Consider the following 18,600-nt stretch of genomic DNA (forward strand, 5'->3'; position numbering starts at 1 on the left):
TTCGTCGGCCAAGGCGCATGCCCGCGCCGCAGCGTGAGGAGCCCGGGACCGCGAGCAGCGGTCCCGGGCTCCCGGCGTACGTACGGGGGCGTTACGCCGGCTTCTCCTCCAGACGCGGGAACAGCACCGCGCCCTTCGTGACCGTCGCGCCCGCGGGCAGGATGCCCCACGCGCCCGCGTCCTGGACCCTCTGGCCGGCCAGCGCGCCCAGGGACTCCTCGGCGCCCAGGGACTCCCAGAGCTTCTGCGAGGTCTCCGGCATCACCGCGTTGAGCAGCACCGCGACCCCGCGCAGCGACTCGGCGGCCGTGTAGAGGACGGTCGCCAGGCGGGCCTGGCCCTCCAGGGTGGTGTCCTTGGCCACCTTCCACGGCTCCTGCTCCGTGATGTAGCCGTTGACCTGCTTCACGAAGTCGAAGATCGCCAGGATGCCGCCCTGGAAGTCCAGCTCCTCGCCGATCTTCCGGTCGGCCGTCGCCACGGCCTTCGCCAGACCGTCCCGCACGGCCTGCTCGGCGGCACCGGCGGCCTTGTCCTCCGGCAGGGCCCCGCCGAAGTACTTGCCGACCATCGCCGCCACCCGCGAGGCCAGGTTGCCGTAGTCGTTGGCCAGCTCGGAGGTGTAGCGGGCGGAGAAGTCCTCCCAGGAGAACGATCCGTCGCTGCCGTAGGAGATGGCCCGCAGGAAGTACCAGCGGTAGGCGTCCACACCGAAGTGCGAGGTCAGGTCCTGCGGCTTGATGCCGGTCAGGTTCGACTTGGACATCTTCTCGCCGCCGACCATCAGCCAGCCGTTGGCGACGACCTTGCCCGGCAGCGGCAGCCCCTGCGCCATCAGCATCGCGGGCCAGATCACCGAGTGGAAGCGGAGGATGTCCTTGCCGATCAGGTGCACGTTCGCCGGGAACGTACCGTCGAACTTCTCCTGGTTGGCGCCGTAGCCGACCGCCGTCGCGTAGTTGAGCAGCGCGTCGACCCACACGTAGATGACGTGCTTGTCGTCCCACGGCACCGGGACGCCCCAGTCGAACGTCGAGCGCGAGATCGACAGGTCCTGCAGACCCTGCTCGACGAAGTTCACGACCTCGTTGCGCGCCGACTCGGGCTGGATGAAGTCCGGGTTCGCCGCGTAGAACTCCAGCAGCTTCGGGCCGTACGCGCTGAGCTTGAAGAAGTAGTTCTCCTCCTGGAGGAGTTCCACCGGCTTCTTGTGGATCGGGCAGAGCTTCTGACCGGCGAACTCGCCCTCGCCGTCGACCAGATCGCCGGGGAGCTTGTACTCCTCGCAGCCCACGCAGTACGGGCCCTCGTACCCGCCCTTGTAGATCTCGCCCTTGTCGTACAGGTCCTGCACGAACTCCTGCACCCGGTCGGTGTGCCGCTTCTCCGTCGTCCGGATGAAGTCGTCGTTCGCGATGTTGAGGTGCTCCCAGAGGGGCTTCCACGCCTCCTCGACGAGCTTGTCCGCCCAGGCCTGCGGAGTCACGTCGTTCGCCTCGGCCGTGCGCATGATCTTCTGACCGTGCTCGTCCGTGCCGGTGAGGTACCACACCTTCTCGCCGCGCTGGCGGTGCCAGCGCGTGAGCACGTCGCCTGCGACGGTCGTGTAGGCGTGGCCCAGGTGAGGAGCGTCGTTGACGTAGTAAATGGGGGTCGAGACGTAGTACGCCGTCGCCCCCTGCTTCTCGGATCCAGTGGCCGCCATGGTCGAAATCCTAACGGCCCGATCAAGATCCACTCACATCGATGAGCGGCGGCCCGTGCGCGGACGGAGGGCGGTCCTCCGACGGGGGGTTTCGCGAAACAGCCCCCCGCGTCATGGTTCCGGCGGGAAAGTCGCATCCTTGGGGGGAGCGGACAAGCGGGCACGAGGCAGGGGACATCACCATGCGGGTACTGGTCGCCGAGGACGAGGAGGTCCTCGCGGAGCTGGTCGCCACCGGACTGCGCCGGGCGGGCTTCGCGGTCGACACCGTCTACAGCGGGGACGCGGCCCTCGCCTACCTCGGCCTCCACGACTACGACGTCGTCGTCCTCGACCGCGACCTCCCCCGGGTCCACGGCGATGACGTGGCCCGCCGCCTGGTCGCCGCCGGATCCCGCACCCGGATCCTGATGCTCACCGCCTCCGGAGCCATGGAGGACCGGGTCGCCGGGCTCGACCTGGGGGCCGACGACTACGTGGCCAAGCCGTTCGAGTTCCCCGAGCTGGTCTCCCGGGTACGCGCCCTGCGCCGACGCACCGCCCGCCCCGTACCGCCCCAGCTGGAGCGCCACGGCATCCGGCTCGACACCGTACGGCGCTCGGCGCTCCGCGACGGCCGGGACCTGGATCTCTCCCCGAAGGAGTTCACCGTGCTGCAACTGCTCCTGGAGGCCGACGGCGGCACGGTCGGCGCGCAAGAGCTGCTGGAGCGGGCCTGGGACGCCAACGCCGCTCCTTCCCCGAGCTCTCAGCCCTCGTTCGAGCAGGGGAGACCCCACCCCGATGCCGTGCGTGTCTGCATGGGCGAGCTCCGCGCGAAGCTCGGCGAGCCCGCGCTGATCCGCACCGTGCCGGGCGTCGGGTACGCGCTGTGAAGCGGCCGTCCTGGCCGCGGCGGTTGCTGGACGCCTCGAAGCTGCCGCATTCGACGATCCGCACTCGCATCGCCCTCGTGTACGGCGGTGTCTTCCTGGTGCTCGGCACGGCCCTGCTGGCCACCGTCAACCTGGCCTCCCGCGCCGGTACGGAGACCGAGGCGCGGGCCATCGCCTCCACGGCTGTGGTCGTCGTCCCGCCCGGGTACACCGTGGACGGCCCCTTCGTCGCCCGTGGCTTCACCGGTTCGCCCACCGCCTACGAGCTCACCGACCATGTCAGCGAGGCAGCGGGCGAGCAGCTCCTGAACTGGTCGTTCGCCGCGCTGCTCGTGATGACGGCGGGCGCGGTCGGGGTGGGCTGGTGGATAGCGGGCCGGGTCCTGCGGCCCGTTCACGCGATGACCGCGAAGGCCCGCCGGCTCTCGGAGAAGACGCTGCACGAGCGGATCGCGTCCAGTGGCCCGGACGACGAGCTGAAGGAGCTGGGCGACACGCTGGACGCGCTGCTGGGCCGCCTGGAGAGGGCGTTCGACAGCCAGCGCAGATTCATCGCGAACGCCTCGCACGAGCTGCGGACCCCGCTGGCTACCCAGCGCGCCGCGATCCAGATCGGCCTGGAGGAGCCGTCGCCCGAGGAACTCGCCCGCACGCGGCAGACCCTGCTGGACACCAACCGGCGCAGTGAGCGGCTCATCGAGGGGCTGCTCGTGCTGGCCCGCAGCGAACGGGGCCTGGCCACGGACGAACGTGAGGTGCTCCGACTCGACCATGTGGTCCGGGAGGAGGCGGCGCGGTATCCGGCGGGAGGGGGCGGCGACGGCCCGGAGCACCGGGAGCCGGGCGGCGCAGGCCCGGAAGGCCGGGGAGCGGGCGGCGCCGGCCCGGTGGTGAACGTCGAGGTGGCCGCCTGTTCCGTGCGCGGCAACCGGCTGCTGCTCGCCCAGCTGGTGGCGAATCTGCTGGCCAACGCCGTCACGTACAACGTGCCGGGCGGCTCGGTGGAGGTCGCGCTGAGCGGGGAGGGGGCCCTGCTGGTGCGCAACACCGGACCGAGGGTCTCCGAGGCCGATGTCGCGGGGTTCTTCGAGCCGTTCCGGCGGGGCGAGGGCCGCGACCGGATGGGCCCGGGGTCGGGCCTCGGCCTGTCGATCGTCCGGTCGATCGCGGTGGCTCACGGCGGTACGGTCACGGCGGTACCGGGCCCGGAGGGCGGCGGTCTCGCCGTGACCGTACGGCTGCCGGTCGATCAGGCTTCGGAGCCGGCCTCGCGGGCGGCGGTCCAGTCCGGCAGACCGGCGAGGATCTCCCGGTAGAGCTCGGCGTCCGCGATCTCGCGGGGGGCCGGTCCGGCGTGGAAGAACCCGGCGTTCGGGACGTCGAGCTTCCGCAGGAAGTCGAAGCCCTTCGCGTCCTGCTCGCCGAAGGCGACGAACCGGAAGAACAGGGGCAGCCGCGCCGCGTCCGCCAGAGCCTGCCGGGCGGCCTGCTTGGCGTCCGGCGGACCGTCCGTCTGGAAGATCACGAGAGCCGGACCGGTGGCCTCCGTCTTCTCGTAGTGCGCGACGACCTCCTCGACCGCGCGGTGGTAGTGCGTCCGGCCGAGCCGTCCGAGCCCCGCGTGCAGCTCGTCGACGCGGCCCTCGTGGCCGGAGAGTTCCAGGGAGCCGGTGCCGTCGATGTCCGTCGAGAAGAAGACGACCTGCACGGTGGCGTCCTCGTCCAGGTGCGCGGCGAGCGCGAGCGTCCGGTCGCCCAGGTGCTGCGCGCTGCCGTCCTTGTAGAAGGGCCGCATCGAGCCGGAGCGGTCGAGCACCAGGTAGACGCGGGCGCGGAGCCCGGTCAGCCCGTGCGCCTTGAGCGCCGCCTGCGCCGCCTTGTACGGGGCGGCGAGCTGCGGAGCACGCGACTTGACGCGCGCGAGCGTGGTGGCGGGCTTGCCGGGGGCGGGCTCCGACGCGGCCGGGACCGGCACCTGCGCTGCGGCGGGAACGGTCGGCTCCGGTGCGGCGGGGGCTGCCGGGGTCTCCGCGACGGCGGGGGCTTCCACGACGGCCGGGATCTCGGGGGCCGCCGGGCTTTCTGCGACTGCCGCGGTGTCCTCGGGTTCCGGGGTCTCCGCGACCACCGGTGTCCCCATGGGCTCCGGGGTCTCCGGGACGGCAGGAGTCTCTGCGGCCTCCGGCGCCGTCGAGGCTTCGGAGCCCGTGGGGGGCTCGGGCGCCTTCGGGGTCTCGGCGGCGGCCTGGGGTGCCTCGGGGGCGCTCTTCGGGCTCTCCGCCGGTGCTTCCGCTTCCGCCGGTGCCGGTTCGGGCGTGACCTCCTGAGCCGGCGCGGTCGTCGGGGCCTCGTCGAGGTCGAGGTCGATCGTGATCGGCTCCGGCGCCGACGCGGGCGCCTCGGTCTTCTCGGCGCGCTCCTCGGCGGCCACCGGCTCCTCGGCCGCGGCGGGCGCCTCGGTCTTCTCGGCGGCCACCGGCTCCTCGGGCTGCTCCGCCTTCGGGGACTGCTCGGGGGCGTCTGCCGGAGTGTCGTCGAGAGCGTCCTGCGGAGCCGACCCCTGCGCGGGGACGCTCGGGGACGCCGGCGTGGCCGCCTTGTCGAAGGCGTCCGCCACCAGGTCGGCGGCGAGCGACCCGTCACGGTCCGTGGATTCCGCGGCCGGAGAAGAGGGCGAGGCCGGGGCCGGGATCGATGCCTTCGGCTCCGCCGCGGGCTCCGCCGCCGAAGTGGTCTCCGGCTCCGTCTCCTTGGGCTGAGTGCGCTCGGCCTGGGGCGGGACGGTGGCCGTGGCCGGCTCGTCCTGCTCCGTGCGGCCGAACACCTTACGCAGCAAGCTCCGAATGCCCATGGGCGAGGCCTTTCGCATGAGTTGGGTGCGGTGAATGTCCGACCTGGGGTGAATTCCTCCCTGGCCAGGACGGATACGTAAGGTTAGCGGCCGGATCCGGCCGTTCGCCGGTGCGGCCCACCCCTGCGTCAACCGAGCCGAAACCGTTCCCGGACCGAGTTCATCGCGGCATGTACCACGGTCCTTCGGCGGGATCCGTCGCCGGCCTTCAAGGGAACAGCGGTGGCCCGGACTTCACCCGGCGTTCACCGGGAGTCCCTCGGACCGGGTGGAGGCGCCCCTACCGTCACGCACGACACCAGACGGAGGGAATCCACGTGCGTAATCTGCTGCCGTTCATCAGCTCGCATCCCGGTGGGCGTTCCGCGCTGACCTGCCGCTTCCGCTGTGGGGACGCCTGCTTCAAGGAGACGCCCAACACCAGCGACAACGAGTACGCCGGCGACATCATCGCCGGTGCCGTGTCGCGCCGCTCGATGATGCGCGCCGCCGCCGTGGTCACCGTCGCCACCGCCGCCGGAACCGCCGCGCTGACCGGCCCGAACGCCCCGCAGGCCGAGGCCGCCGCGCTCGCCGGGCACGGCGGCAAACCGGGCCGTCCGCAGAAACCGGGGGCGTCGGGCGCGCGGGGCCTGAGGTTCTCGCCGGTCGCGCCCAACAGGGACGACAAGGTCACCGTCGCCGACGGATACGCCCAGAACGTGGTGATCCGCTGGGGCGAGCCGATCCTGCGCGGCGCCCCCGCCTTCGACCCGGACAAGCAGACGGCGAAGGCGCAGGCGGGCCAGTTCGGTTACAACAACGACTTCCTGTCCCTGCTCCCGCTGCGCGGCGAGCGCGGCCGACAGGTGATGGTCGCGAACCATGAGTACACGGACGAGATCCTCATGTTCCGCGGCTACGATCCGGCCAACCCGACCCGCGAGCAGGTCGAGATCGCCTGGGCGGCGCACGGACTCTCCGTGGTCGTCGTCCAGGAGGAGCACCGCACCGGCAAGCTGGGCCCGGTCCACCGGCACCCGCTGAACCGCCGGCTCACCGCGACCAGCGAGTTCCGCATGACGGGTCCGGCCGCGGGAAGCGCCCTCCTGCGCACGTCCGCCGACCGCACCGGCCGCAAGGTGCTCGGCACCCTCAACAACTGTGCGGGCGGCACCACTCCGTGGGGCACCACGCTGCACGGCGAGGAGAACTTCAACCAGTACTTCGCCAACGGCACCACCGCCGAGCACAAGCGGTACGGGATCGGCACGGGCGCCACGGGACGCAAGTGGGAGAGGTTCGACCGGCGGTTCGACCTCGCGAAGGAGCCCAACGAGGCCAACCGCTTCGGCTGGGTCGTCGAACTCGACCCGTACGACCCGGACTCCACCCCGCGCAAGCGGACCGCGCTGGGCCGGTTCAAGCACGAGGCCGCGCAGCCCCGGCTCACCTCCGACGGCCGCCCGGTCGTCTACATGGGCGACGACGAGAAGTTCGACTACCTCTACAAGTTCGTCTCCAGCAAGCGCATGAAGAAGGGGAACTCGCGTGCCGCCCGCGAGCACAACCTGACGCTGCTGGACGAGGGCACGCTGTACGTGGCCAAGCTGACCGGCGACTCGCCGGTCGACGAGATCGACGGCACCGGAAAGCTCCCCAACGACGGGGAGTTCGACGGCAGCGGCGTCTGGATCCCGCTGGCCACCGGCACCACCTCGCACGTCCCGGGCATGACCGCCGAGGAGGTGTACGTCTACACCCGGCTCGCCGGCGACAAGGTCGGCGCGACCAAGATGGACCGCCCCGAGGACGTCGAGCCCTCGCCGCGCACCGGCCGGGTCTACGTCGCGCTCACCAACAACTCGGACCGCGGCAAGGCGGGCAAGCCCGCCGCGGACGAGGCGAACCCGCGCAACGCCAACAAGCACGGGCAGATCCTGGAGCTGGCGGAGAACTGGGACGACCCGACGAGCGACGGCTTCGCCTGGCGGCTGTTCCTCGTGGCGGGCGACCCGGACGACCCGGCGACGTACTTCGCCGGTTTCCCCAAGGAGAGCGTCAGCCCCATCTCCTGCCCGGACAACGTGGCGTTCGACGCCCACGGCAACCTCTGGATCTCGACGGACGGCAACGCGCTCGGCTCCCACGACGGGCTGTTCGGCGTGGCGACCCATGGTGACCGGCGTGGCGAGCTGAAGCAGTTCCTGACCGTTCCGGCCGGGGCCGAGACCTGCGGCCCGGTCATCCAGGACCGCCGGGTCCTGGTGGCGGTCCAGCACCCGGGCGAGATCGACGGGGCCTCCGTGGAGAATCCGGCGAGCGTCTGGCCTGATGGGCCCGGCAAGATCGTCCGTCCCTCCGTCGTCGCCGTCTGGCGCAAGGACGGGCGCGACATCGGCGTGTGAGGTCCGGCAGGTAGCAGGTAGCAGGTAGCAGGAGGCCGGGCGGCTTGCGGGGATTTATTGCCTCTCGCTAGCCGCCCGGTCCGCATTAGAGTCGACGGCATGGTTTCCGGTAACGCGCCGCAGGCGGAAGGCAGCGTCCGGGTCGACGTGTGGATCTGGTCGGTCCGGCTGACGAAGACCCGTGCCCAGGCGGCCGCTGCCTGCCGGGCGGGGCATGTGAAGGTCGGCGGCGACCGGGCCAAGCCCGCACAGGCCGTACGCGTCGGCGATGAGGTGCGGCTCCGGCACGCGGGGCGGGACCGGGTGGTCGTCGTCTCGAAGATCGTGAAGAAGCGGGTCGGTCCGCCGGTGGCTGTGGAGTGCTTCGTCGACAACAGTCCGCCCCCGCCGCCCCGCGAGATCGCGATCCAGGTGCCCGTACGGGACCGGGGCGCGGGCCGCCCGACCAAGCGCGACCGCCGGGAGATGGAGCGACTTCAGGGCCGCGCACCGGAGAACTGAGGCCAGGGCGGACTCCGGTCCGGTGTTTCACGTGAAACACCCGGTCAGCTGAAGGACCGGCCCGGCCGGAACACCAGGTCGGCTGAGACGCGAGCGGGCCGAAAGACCCGGTCGGCTGAAACCCGGGTCAGCCCTGATACCCCTCCACCTCGTCGGCGGGGCGGACCTTCGCCGTCGAGGGGTCCTCGCCGTACTCGCTGAGCGCCCGACGTCTGCGCAGCAGGTCCCAGCACTGGTCGAGCTGGACCTCCACCGCCCGCAGCCGGGCCTTCTCGCCCGTGGACAGGCCCATCTGCGCCACGGAGCGGTCGCGCAGGTCGCGCTCCTCGGAGACCAGTTCGTCGATGTGCTCCAGGATGTCGCTGTCGGCCATGACGCCTCTTTCGGGTTCGTTCGGCGGTGGTCGTCGCGCGGTGGCGATCACGGATCCCACTCTCACCCGGGCGCCGCCCCGTCGCACGTCGGCCGGGCCCTCGTCACACGTCGGCGGACGTCTCAGCGCGCTACGGCGGAGGTCTTCCCGCGCCGCCGCAGCACCCGGGCCAGCACCGCTCCCACGAGCAGGACCGCACCGACCGCCAGCACCCACCACACGGTGGTCCGCAGTGAGGCGGTCAGGGCGTCGACGACCGCCGCGGCCGCGTCCCGGTCGCTGCTCGGCACCTCGTCCAGCACCCGGCCGCGGCCGACCGCGACCACGACCCGGAGCAGAATCGCACCGAGCACGAACCCCGCGCCCACCACCGCGGTGGCCCACAGCCCGGCCCGCAGCCCGCCCCGTACGGTGGCGATGCCCACGACCAGGACGAGGAGTACCAGCGTGGCGACGGCCGGCCAGATGCTGCAGTAGCGGAGCCAGTGGAACGAGTCCCGCAGTTCGTCGGCCTGACCGGGGCCCAGCAGGGTGATCTCCGTCCGCTCCACGGGGATCTGGTCCGCGAACGGCACCCCGTCGCGCACCAGGTTCTGTTTGACCTGGTCGATCACCGGTGCCAGGTCGATCGTGACGGCTTGACCGCTGTCGCCGTCCAGGGCGGCCTTCACTGCCTCGTGGGCGGCGCGGTTCGCGGTGTCCCAGGCGGCGCGAAAGGCCTCGGTGGTGGTGAACGACCGCACGGTCTCGTGCAGGAACTCCCGGACCGTGTCCTGGAGCGGACCGAGATCGATCCGCTCCATCGCCTCGTCGGTGACCAGGTCCGCGACGGTGGCCTGAACCGCAGGGTCGGAGGAGAGCGGGGACACGGCGGCCACATACCGGTCGGTGTCGTCGATCTCCAGGTCGACCCAGGCGGAGAGCGCGCTCAGCGGCACGAGGACGGTGAGCAGGACGAGCAGGACCGCCGAGAGGGCCACCGAGACCGCCGAGATCGTCGAGGCCGGGGCGGGCGACGGGGCCGGGGAGGTGGCCGAGGAAGAGGTCCGCACCCCTCCAGACAATCCCGTCCGGAGCCGGGCCGCTGCGGACCGTACGCCATTCGAGTTGCCGGGACGCGCGGCCGGGTGTGCTCTGGAGAAACGGGGGCGTGCGACGGGGGCGACGGAAGGAGCTGTCCGCGATGGCCACACACGCAGCCATGCCCGGCCGAAGGGGGCCCCGCGCCCATGCGCGGACCCCGCATCACACCTCGCTCGCCTGGGCACTTCCTCTGGTGCTCGGCGTGATCTACGGGTTCTACGCGGCGTTCATCCGCCGCGACGGCGGCCCCAGCACCGGCGGACAGGTCCTGCTCGGTCTCGTCTCCGGGGTCGCTCTGGCAGCCCTCTGCTTCGCGCTGGGCCGGATCCAGCACTCGCTGCCCCGCGAACTGCGGGCCGCCGCCTACGGCGCGCTGACCGCGTGCGCGATCGGCTTCCTGGTGAGCCTCACCGACACCAGTGTGCTGCGGTCCACCGGACTGGGGCTGGCCGTCGGGGCGGGCGTCCTCGTCGTGTCGTACTACTACCTCTACTCGCGGGAGACCTGAGGCCCGTCGGGCGTCCGGGGCTTCTCCGGCTGTTGCGCGGCCGCCAGATTCAATCTGGCGGCCGCGCCTCTCCGTCTCGCGCCCAAGAAGTGAGAGCGGGAGGAGGAACGGGCGATGACGACGGACAGCGCTCCGCTGCGGGTGGCGGTGATCATCGGCAGTACCCGCGAGGGCCGCATCGGGGATGCGGTCGCCCGCTGGTTCGTGGAGCGTGCCCGGCACCGGAGCGAGCTGGAGCTCGCCGTGCTCGACCTGGCCGATTTCGACTTCCCCGTGCATTACCCGGGGCGGGCGACCGGCCAGATGACGGCGTTCACCGAGGAGATCGAGAGGGCGGAGGCCTTCGTCGTGGTCACACCCGAGTACAACCGCTCGTTCCCCGCCTCCCTGAAGCAGGCCATCGACTTCGCCTACGACGAGTGGCAGACCAAACCGGTCGCCTTCGTGAGCTACGGACACGGCTCCGCCGGGCTGTACGCCGTGGAGCAGCTGCGCTCGGTCTTCACCGAGCTGCACACGGTGACCCTGCGGAACGGGATCGCGCTCGACGTCCTCCGGCAGCCGCTGGAGAGACATCCCGGCGACACCGGAAGGGACCGGTCCGTGGCGCTCATGCTCGACCAGCTCAGCTGGTGGGGCTGGGCCCTGCGCGAGGCGCGCGCCGCCCGCCCCTACGTCTCATGAGCGGCCACGACTCACGAGGAACCACGAGCGGCCACGACCAACGAGGAACCACAGCTGGTGAGCGGCCACGCTTCACGAGCAGCCACAGCCCACGAGTGGCCACGCCGCACGAGCAGCTGGAGCAGGGCGTGGGGCTCCGGCGCGGATCACGGGACTTCCACCGACGACCACCAAGGAATGGATCATGAGTACTGAACTGGCCATCGAGACCACGGGGCTGGTGAAGGTCTTCGGCGACAACCGCGCGGTGGACGGCATCGACCTCGCGGTCCCCACGGGCACCGTCTACGGCGTCCTCGGACCCAACGGCGCCGGCAAGACCACCGCCGTCCGCATGCTCGCGACCCTGCTGCGCCCCGACGGCGGCTCGGCCCGGATCTTCGGCAAGGACGTCGTGAAGGACGCCGACGCGGTTCGCAGCCGGGTCAGCCTGACCGGCCAGTACGCCTCGGTGGACGAGGACCTGACCGGTACGGAGAACCTCGTCCTGCTCGCCCGGCTGCTGGGCCACTCCAAGCCGGCGGCCCGGCACCGGGCGGAGCAACTGCTCGACGGGTTCGGGCTGAGCGAGGCGGCGTCAAAGCAGGTGAAGAACTACTCCGGAGGCATGCGGCGGCGCATCGACATCGCCGCGTCCATCCTGAACACCCCGGACGTGCTGTTCCTGGACGAGCCGACCACCGGTCTCGACCCCCGCAGCCGCAACCAGGTGTGGGACATCGTGCGAGCGGTCGTCGCCCACGGCACCACGGTCCTGCTGACCACCCAGTATCTGGACGAGGCCGACCAACTGGCCTCCCGGATCGCGGTGATCGACCACGGCAAGGTCATCGCCGAGGGCACCAAGGGCGAGCTCAAGGCGTCCGTCGGCGCCGGCACCGTGCATCTGCGCCTGCGGAACGCCGACCAGCGGGCCGAGGCGCAGCACGTGCTGGCACGCGCACTGAACGCGGACGTCCAGCCGGACGCGGACCCGGTGGCGCTGACCGCCCGGGTCGACGGGCAGAGCACCGAGCAGGGAGCGGCGGAGCACGCCGGGCGGGCCCTGGCCGAGCTGGCCCGGTGCGGCATCACGGTCGACAACTTCTCGCTGGGACAGCCCAGCCTCGACGAGGTCTTCCTCGCACTCACGGACAAGAAGGGAGTGGCGGCATGAGCACCGCGACCGCCAGGACGGAGCCCGAGGACGTCGTACTCGCCGCGCCCGACCAGGAACGCCTCTCGGCGCTCCTGGTGGGCCGGGACCGCCCGCCGAGGCCCAGTGCCCTGTCGGCATCGCTGACCTTCGGCTGGCGGGCCATGCTGAAGATCAAGCATGTGCCCGAGCAGCTCTTCGACGTGACGGCTTTCCCGATCATGCTGGTCCTGATGTACGCGTACCTCTTCGGAGGGGCGTTGGCCGGCTCCACGGAGGAGTACATCCAGTTCCTGCTGCCCGGCATCATGGTGATGAGCGTCGTGATGATCACGATGTACACGGGTGTCGCGGTGAACACGGACATCGCCAAGGGCGTCTTCGACCGTTTCCGCACCCTGCCGATCTGGCGGCCCGCCCCGATGGTCGGCTATCTGCTCGGCGACGTCCTGCGCTATCTCCTGGCGTCGGCGGTCATGCTCGCCGTCGGCATGCTCATCGGGTTCCGCCCCGGCGGCGGCGTGCTCGGCGTGCTGGCGGGCGTCGCCCTGCTCATGGTGTTCGCGTTCGCGTTCTCGTGGATCTGGACCATGTTCGGGCTGCTGCTGCGCTCCGAGAAGTCGGTGATGGGCGTCAGCATGATGGTGATCTTCCCGCTGACCTTCCTCAGCAATGTCTTCGTCGACCCGAGGACGATGCCGGGCTGGCTCCAGGCCTTCGTGAACAACAGCCCGGTCACCCACCTCGCCACGGCGGTGCGCGAGTTGATGGCGGGCAACTGGCCGGCCGCCGACGTCGCCTGGTCGCTGGGGTGGGCCGGGATCCTCGCGGCGGTCTTCGGTCCGGTGACGATGCGGCTGTACAACCGCAAGTGACCGCCGCGTACCCCGGGGCCCATCGACGGGTCCGGGGCGCCTGCCGGTGGGACCCGCGCGCGCATCCACCGTGACTCCCCGCCGCGCCTGCCGGTGGCCCCGAGCCCCCCACCGGTGGGGTCCCGGCCGGGTTCGTCCGGGCATCCTTGACCTTCCCCGCGGGGGAAGCCCCAGCATCGGTGGGGCCGGGCGGAAGGCGCCCGGTACGAGGAGGTACGGGGTGGGACGCGAAGGCCGCTCGGCGGGTGCCGGGAGCGGGGAGCTGGTGACGATCGGGGAGTTCGCCCGGCTGTCCCGGCTCTCCGCCAAGGCGCTGAGGCGCTACGACGAACTGGGCCTGCTGCGGCCCGCCTTGGTCGACCCGTTGAACGGCTACCGGTACTACGACCCGGCGCAGGTGGAGGGGGCCCGGCTCGTGGCGTGGCTGCGCAGGATCGGGATGCCGCTGAACCGGATCGGCCGGGTCGTGGCGCTCGACGCTGGTGCTGCGGCTGTGGAGATCCGGGCCTACTGGGCACGGGTGGAGGCCGAGACGGCGGCCCGGCGCGATCTGGCGATGTACCTCGTCGACCATCTGTCAGCGGAGGGCAGGACGATGTCACGGGTGGCGAACAGCGCGGGCAGCGCGGGCAACGCGGGCAACGCGGGTCATGCGGCCAACGTGGAGGGTGCGGGACGTTCGGGGAGTGCGGGCGTGGCGGGTGGGCCCGGCGTCTTGGGCGGGCCCGGAGCATCGGTGGGGCCCGGGGCGTCGGTCGGGCCCGGGGAGCTGGGTGGTGCGGGTGCGGGTGCGGGGGCGGTGGCCCTCGCGATCCGGTGCGCCGCGCTGACCGATATCGGAGTGGTGCGTACGACGAACCAGGACGCGGCGTTCGCGGGGCCCCGGCTGCTTGCGGTCGCCGACGGCTTCGGGGAGGGCGGGGCCGAGGCGAGTGCGGCGGCGATCGAGGCGCTCAAGCCCTCCACGTGGGGCCGGGACGGTGCGCTGTCCGCCGCCGACCTGCTCAACGCCCTGGAGGACACGGCGGATTCGGCTGCGGGGGCGGTGCGGGACGCGGTCGCATCCTGTGCGGCTCCGGACGGTTCGGGGACCACGCTCACCGCGATGCTCTGGACCGGTTCGCGGCTCGGGCTCGTGCACATCGGGGACTCGCGGGCCTATCTGCTGCGGGGCGGTGAGCTGTTCCGGATCACGCACGACCACAGCCTGGTCCAGTCGATGATCGATGACGGTTCGCTGAGCCCGGAGGAGGCCGCTTCCCATCCGGAGCCCGCTCTGTTGCTGAAGGCGCTGGTCGGCGAGGAGCGACCGGCAGCGGTGGCCGTCGCGTGCCGCCCGGACGTCCGCTTGCAGGAGGTGCTGGCGGGGGACCGCTACTTGCTGTGCTCGGACGGCCTGACGGCGGTGGTGGACGCGGCGGATCTGCGGGCGGCGGTGGTCGCGGCAGAGGACCCGCAGGAGGCGGTCCGCCGGTTGGTCGACCTGGCCCGCGAGGCGGGCGGGCCGGACAACGTGGCCTGTGCCGTGGCCGACGTGGTCGTCGAGGAGTGAGAAGCGGAGCCGCCGAGCGGTCGGTGGGCCCGGGGCCGGACGCCACGGGGCGCGGGGCGAACGGCCGGCCCCGGGCTCTGGGGGGCCGCGGCGCCCCGGCGGACGCTGGTGCTGCGGAGGACTGAGGTGCTGCGGGGGCTGAGGCGCTGCCTGCGGAGGCCCGCTGTGCTCCGGAGGCCTGCGGCGCGGAGAAGTCGGCCGTGCCCCGGCGGAGAGGCCCGCCGTGCTCTGGAGACCCGGGCGCTGTAAAGGCCGCGGTGCTGCGGAAGCCGGGGTGCCCCGGAGCCCCGGGGTGTTGCGGAGGCTGCGGTGCTGCGGCGGACCCCGGTGTTGCGGAGGGCGGAGGTGGTGGGGTCAGAGCCGCCAGTCGGGGGAGCGCTCCGGGCGGTAGGCGCAGGTGGTGCCGGTGGTGACGGAGGCCTTGAGGTGGGCGGCCAGCGCGGGATGCAGGGGGTCCAGCTTGCGCAGGGTGTCGCGGATCCGGGCGGTGACCGTCTTGCGGGCCCGCTCGGTCTGGTCGCCCAGTCGACGGGTCCGGCCGCCGAGTCCGGCCGCGGTGCGCAGCTCGTCGAGGAGGGCCTGCCGCTCCCGGCCGTACTTCTCCACCTGCTCGGTGTCGTCCCGGGCGGCTGCTCGGTCTATCTCGGCGTCCAGCCGTTCCAGGTGCTCCTTGTAGCGGCGCTTGGCCTCCTCGTCCAGCACTGGATCGCCGCCGAGTTGCCCGGCGGCGGCGACGAGGTCCCCGCCCTCGGGGGCGAGGAGCCGGACGGCCGGGACGTCGGCGCCGGGGAGCCCCAACAGGCTGTGCAGGTCCCGCAGGCCCTTGGCGTCCGGGACGTGCACGGTCACCCCGTCCCACCGCAGCTGCCACACCGGTCCGTTCCGCCGGAATTCCGCGGGCGGCTCGTGTGGCGCGGCGGCCTCGCCCCGCCCCGGGGCCGTTGCTGCCGTGTCCCGGCCGGCCGCCACTCCGGCCCGGCTGCTGCTCCCGGCCTCGCTCTTGCTCCCGGTCTCGCTCGTGCTCCCGGCCTCGCTCTTGCTCCCGGTCTCGCTCGTGCTCCCGGTCTCGCTCCTGGCCCCGGTTTCGTTCCCGGCCCGGCTCCTGTCCTCGGCTTCGCTCCGGGCCGCCGCCGGGACCGGGCCCCGCGACCGTGAGACGGAGGTGGCTGCGGAGGCGTCGGCCGCCGCGGTGGCCGGGGCCAGGGTGACAGTCGCGGGGGCGGAGGCGGTCAGGGGTGGGGCCGCACGGAGGGCTGCGGCCTCGGTCTCCAGGTGGCCCAGGGCCAACTCGCCCGCTTCCCGGATCACTTCACCGAGCAGCCGCCGGGCCTGTCCGGCGTCGCTCGCCCCGGACTCCTCGCCCGCACGGGAGCCCTGGCGCGCGTTGCAGTCCTCGCCCGCCCCGAAGTCCTCGCCCGCGCTGTAACTCTCGTCCGGGCCGTAGTCTCCTCTCGCCCCGGAGCCCTGGCCCGCGCCGGAGCGGGCGAGCAGGGAACGGGCCAGGCTCAGCCGGGCGCGTACGGCCCAGGGGCGGGCGCCGAGGCGGTCCGAGGAGGCGGCGGCCTCGGTGAGCGCCGCCTCCGCCGCGTCCTGGTCGCCACGTGCGGCGGCGAGCATCCCGAGCCAGAGGTCGACGGGGCCGCTGATGTCGCACCCGTACAGCGAGACGACCCACTGGCCCGTGTAGGGCGTCAGTTCGTCCTCCGCGCGGGCGATGAGGCGCGGGTCGCCCGTCACCGCGGCCGTCTGGGCCAGCAGCCTGAGCCAGAGCGGCATGAACGCCCGAGGGTAGGGGGCGGCGCGGTCCGCGTGCTCGGCGATCAGGCGCAACGCGGGCGTGGCGTCTCCCTGCTCCACCGCGGTGACCGCCTCCAGCAGCCCGGGACAGGGATACCCGGAGGCGGGAAGCTCGGCGAGAACCTCCTCGGCCTCGGCGAAGTCGCCTTGGAGCAGATGGAGCGCCCAGCGCAGATGGTGACCCATGAAGCCGAAGGCCGGGTGGTCGTTGTTCTCCGGGTCGAGCGCGTCGTCCGCCAGCGCGGTGGTGGCCTCGGCGAACCGGCCCTGGAGGGCGGCGATCAGGCTGGTGTCGACGGCGACCCCCAGGGCGAACCGGGGCAGCGCGGTCAGCTCGGCGAGCCCGGCGAACGTACGGAACTGGTCGAGGAAGGCCGGGTCGCCCAGCTCCAGCAGCGCCACCCAGCGCATCGACGCCGCGTGCAGCTCCATGTCGTGGTGCTGGGTGCGCCGGCCGACGACGGTCATCTCGTCGGTCAGCCCGAGCCGTTCCGCCGCCGATCCGAGGCCCCACACGGAGTCGTGGCGCGCCCAGAGGGAGAAGGCGAGCGCTTCGTCGTCCGAGCCGTTCCGGGCCAGTGCCATGAAGTTGATGGCCAGCTCCTGGGCGAGCCGGTCGTCGGAGAGGCTCGCCTGGCCCTCCTTGCCGGTGACCCTGCGGTGTGCCTCGGTGAGGAGGCTCCTCATGGAAGCGCCGCCGTCGCCCGGGAACCCGTCGCGGTGGAGAGTGATCGCCACCCGGCTCAGCAGCTCGGGGTCGTCCAGCTCCCGGGCCCGGGCGACCGACCCGTCCAGCAGGCGCTGCGCCTCCGCGGTCTCGCCCGCGTGCCGGAGCTGTCCGGCGAGGTCGAGGCCGATCAGCACGGCGCGCCGGAGGTCGGGATCCTCGCCGGAGGCCACCGCGAGGGCGCGCCGGTAGTGGCCGACGGCCTCCTCGTCGGCCAGGCGCCCCGAGGCGTCCCGGGCGGCCGCCAGCAGCAGGTCGATCCGGCGGTCGCGCTCCAGTGCGTGCCCGGCGAGATGGGCGTGGCGGGCCAGAGCACCGGTCGGCACCGCGTTGCCGAGGCCGCCGTGCGCGTCCAGGGCCCGTACGGCGGCGGCATGGCGTGCGCGGGCCTCGGCGTCGTCCAGCGAGGCGTACAGCGTTTCGCGCAGGAGGTCGTGGGCGAAGGCGTACCGGCCGGAGGGGCGGGGAACGACGACCCGGGCGACGACGGCCGACTCCAGCAGCCGGTCCACGTGGGGGACCGGCGCCCCGTGCACGACGGCCAGCACCTGCCGGCGGAACTCCCGGCCGAGCAGGGCGGCACTGGTCAGCAGCGAGACGACCGGCTCGGGCAGCAGCGCGAGCCGCTGACGGACCGCTTCCCGTACGCCGGGCGGAATCGTGGAGACCGGGGATCCGCTGTGCCAGAGGCGGGCGGTCTGCTCGACGAAGAAGGGGTTGCCGCCCGTACGCCGGTGCACCTCGTCGACGAGCTCCGGCGCGGGCTCGTGGCCCGCCGTCACCGTCATCAGCGCGCCCACCTCGTCCCGGCCGAGGCCGGTCAGGGTGAGGGTCGTGGCGGCGCGGGAGACCAGCGGCAGGATCAGCGGCTGGAGCGGGTGCCCGGGAGCCTCCACTTCGACGTCCCGGTAGGTGCCGATGAGCAGCAGCCGCTCGAACCAGGCGTGCTGCGCGGCGAATTCGAGCAGCCGCAGCGAGGCCGGGTCGGCGCTGTGCAGATCGTCGAGCACGACCACCAGCGGCCTGCTCTGGGAGACCGTGACGAGGGCCGTGGTCACCGCGTCGAAGAGTCCGAACGCCTCGGCGCCCTCCGGGGATCCCCAGCCCGGCGGCCCCCCGCCCGGCCGGTCACCGCCGGGCGGCTCCCCGCCCGGCGCACCGGATTCCGCGCCGGGCCCGGCCCCGTGAGCACCGGCCGTGGCGGCACCGGACGGGTCACCGAGGAGCACGGCGAGCCGGCCGTCCGCCGCCTCCTGGGCGGCCGCCCATTCCGTCGCCGTGGCGGACCGGCGCAGGCCGCGCAGGATCTGGACCCAGGGCCAGTAGCCAGGGGTGTTGTCCGAGTCCCAGCAGGAACCCCCGACCACCAGCGCCCCGCGCCGCCGCGCCTCGTGCGCGGCGTCGGTGACGAGGGTGCTCTTGCCGATCCCGGCCTCTCCGGTGACCAGCACGAGACCGCCGTGGCTGTCCGTGGCCCTGGCGATCTCCGAGCGGAGAACGCCTGCCGGGTGGTCGCGCCCGAAGAGAGCAGGGGTCATGACCACACG

Annotated in this window: 14 protein-coding genes; 9 read left to right on the top strand and 5 right to left on the bottom strand. The window is 72.7% G+C overall.

What is annotated here, in order from left to right; all coding sequences use genetic code 11:
• Nucleotides 1-91 precede the first annotated feature (91 nt).
• Entirely contained in the window at nt 92-1,705 is a 1,614-nt protein-coding gene (metG, locus tag KME66_RS17315; RefSeq protein ID WP_216323507.1) for a methionine--tRNA ligase, read from the bottom strand.
• Nucleotides 1,706-1,887: 182 nt separating this feature from the next.
• Between metG and KME66_RS17320 the strand changes: the two genes are divergently transcribed.
• Both KME66_RS17320 and KME66_RS17325 read left to right on the top strand, forming a co-directional pair.
• Nucleotides 1,888-2,580: a response regulator transcription factor gene (locus tag KME66_RS17320; protein ID WP_216323510.1), complete on the top strand. Its 693-nt coding sequence runs from the start codon at nt 1,888-1,890 to the stop codon at nt 2,578-2,580.
• Complete coding sequence (locus KME66_RS17325; RefSeq protein WP_216323512.1) at nt 2,577-3,896, top strand: HAMP domain-containing sensor histidine kinase; 1,320 nt, start codon at nt 2,577-2,579, stop codon at nt 3,894-3,896. Before KME66_RS17320 ends, KME66_RS17325 begins: the two co-directional genes overlap by 4 nt.
• On the opposite strand, the gene KME66_RS17330 is transcribed toward KME66_RS17325, so the two are convergent.
• Nucleotides 3,830-5,431: a VWA domain-containing protein gene (locus KME66_RS17330; RefSeq protein WP_216323516.1), complete on the bottom strand. Its 1,602-nt coding sequence runs from the start codon at nt 5,429-5,431 to the stop codon at nt 3,830-3,832. The two genes, KME66_RS17325 and KME66_RS17330, sit on opposite strands and share 67 nt — an antisense overlap.
• A gap of 317 nt (nt 5,432-5,748) precedes the next feature.
• Here KME66_RS17330 and KME66_RS17335 point away from each other — a divergent pair, with 317 nt between their 5' ends.
• Both KME66_RS17335 and KME66_RS17340 read left to right on the top strand, forming a co-directional pair.
• Nucleotides 5,749-7,818, top strand: a complete 2,070-nt coding sequence (locus KME66_RS17335; protein ID WP_073222754.1) for a PhoX family phosphatase — start codon at nt 5,749-5,751, stop codon at nt 7,816-7,818.
• A 99-nt stretch (nt 7,819-7,917) separates the two neighbouring features.
• Nucleotides 7,918-8,319 carry a S4 domain-containing protein gene (locus KME66_RS17340; protein ID WP_216323518.1) on the top strand — a complete coding sequence of 134 codons (402 nt, stop codon included), beginning with the start codon at nt 7,918-7,920 and terminating at the stop codon, nt 8,317-8,319.
• Between the two features lie 127 nt (nt 8,320-8,446).
• Here the strand turns inward: KME66_RS17340 and KME66_RS17345 are convergent, their stop codons facing one another.
• Together KME66_RS17345 and KME66_RS17350 are read right to left on the bottom strand one after the other, a co-directional pair.
• A complete protein-coding gene (locus tag KME66_RS17345; RefSeq protein ID WP_216323521.1) occupies nt 8,447-8,692 on the bottom strand; it encodes a DUF2630 family protein in 246 nt (81 codons plus the stop codon).
• 122 nt (nt 8,693-8,814) lie between these two features.
• On the bottom strand, nt 8,815-9,744 hold the full coding sequence (locus tag KME66_RS17350; protein WP_216323524.1) for a hypothetical protein: 930 nt from the start codon (nt 9,742-9,744) through the stop codon (nt 8,815-8,817).
• Nucleotides 9,745-9,875: 131 nt separating this feature from the next.
• Between KME66_RS17350 and KME66_RS17355 the strand changes: the two genes are divergently transcribed.
• The 5 genes from KME66_RS17355 to KME66_RS17375 all read left to right on the top strand — a co-directional run bounded on the left by KME66_RS17355 (nt 9,876) and on the right by KME66_RS17375 (nt 14,529).
• Entirely contained in the window at nt 9,876-10,283 is a 408-nt protein-coding gene (locus tag KME66_RS17355; RefSeq protein WP_073222747.1) for a hypothetical protein, read from the top strand.
• Nucleotides 10,284-10,397: 114 nt separating this feature from the next.
• The gene (locus KME66_RS17360; protein ID WP_216323527.1) at nt 10,398-10,967 is read left to right on the top strand and encodes an NADPH-dependent FMN reductase; all 570 of its coding nucleotides are present in this window, start codon (nt 10,398-10,400) and stop codon (nt 10,965-10,967) included.
• Between the two features lie 184 nt (nt 10,968-11,151).
• A complete protein-coding gene (locus KME66_RS17365; protein ID WP_216323530.1) occupies nt 11,152-12,123 on the top strand; it encodes an ATP-binding cassette domain-containing protein in 972 nt (323 codons plus the stop codon).
• Entirely contained in the window at nt 12,120-12,977 is an 858-nt protein-coding gene (locus tag KME66_RS17370) for an ABC transporter permease (protein WP_073222741.1), read from the top strand. The genes KME66_RS17365 and KME66_RS17370 overlap by 4 nt, the downstream gene beginning before the upstream one ends.
• 220 nt (nt 12,978-13,197) lie before the next feature.
• Nucleotides 13,198-14,529 carry a MerR family transcriptional regulator gene (locus KME66_RS17375; RefSeq protein WP_216323533.1) on the top strand — a complete coding sequence of 444 codons (1,332 nt, stop codon included), beginning with the start codon at nt 13,198-13,200 and terminating at the stop codon, nt 14,527-14,529.
• Nucleotides 14,530-14,883: 354 nt separating this feature from the next.
• Here the strand turns inward: KME66_RS17375 and KME66_RS17380 are convergent, their stop codons facing one another.
• Nucleotides 14,884-18,591, bottom strand: a complete 3,708-nt coding sequence (locus tag KME66_RS17380) for an AAA family ATPase (protein WP_216323536.1) — start codon at nt 18,589-18,591, stop codon at nt 14,884-14,886.
• Between the last annotated feature and the right edge of the window lie 9 nt (nt 18,592-18,600).

It is taken from the genome of Streptomyces sp. YPW6 (assembly GCF_018866325.1).
Classification (GTDB): Bacteria; Actinomycetota; Actinomycetes; order Streptomycetales; family Streptomycetaceae; genus Streptomyces.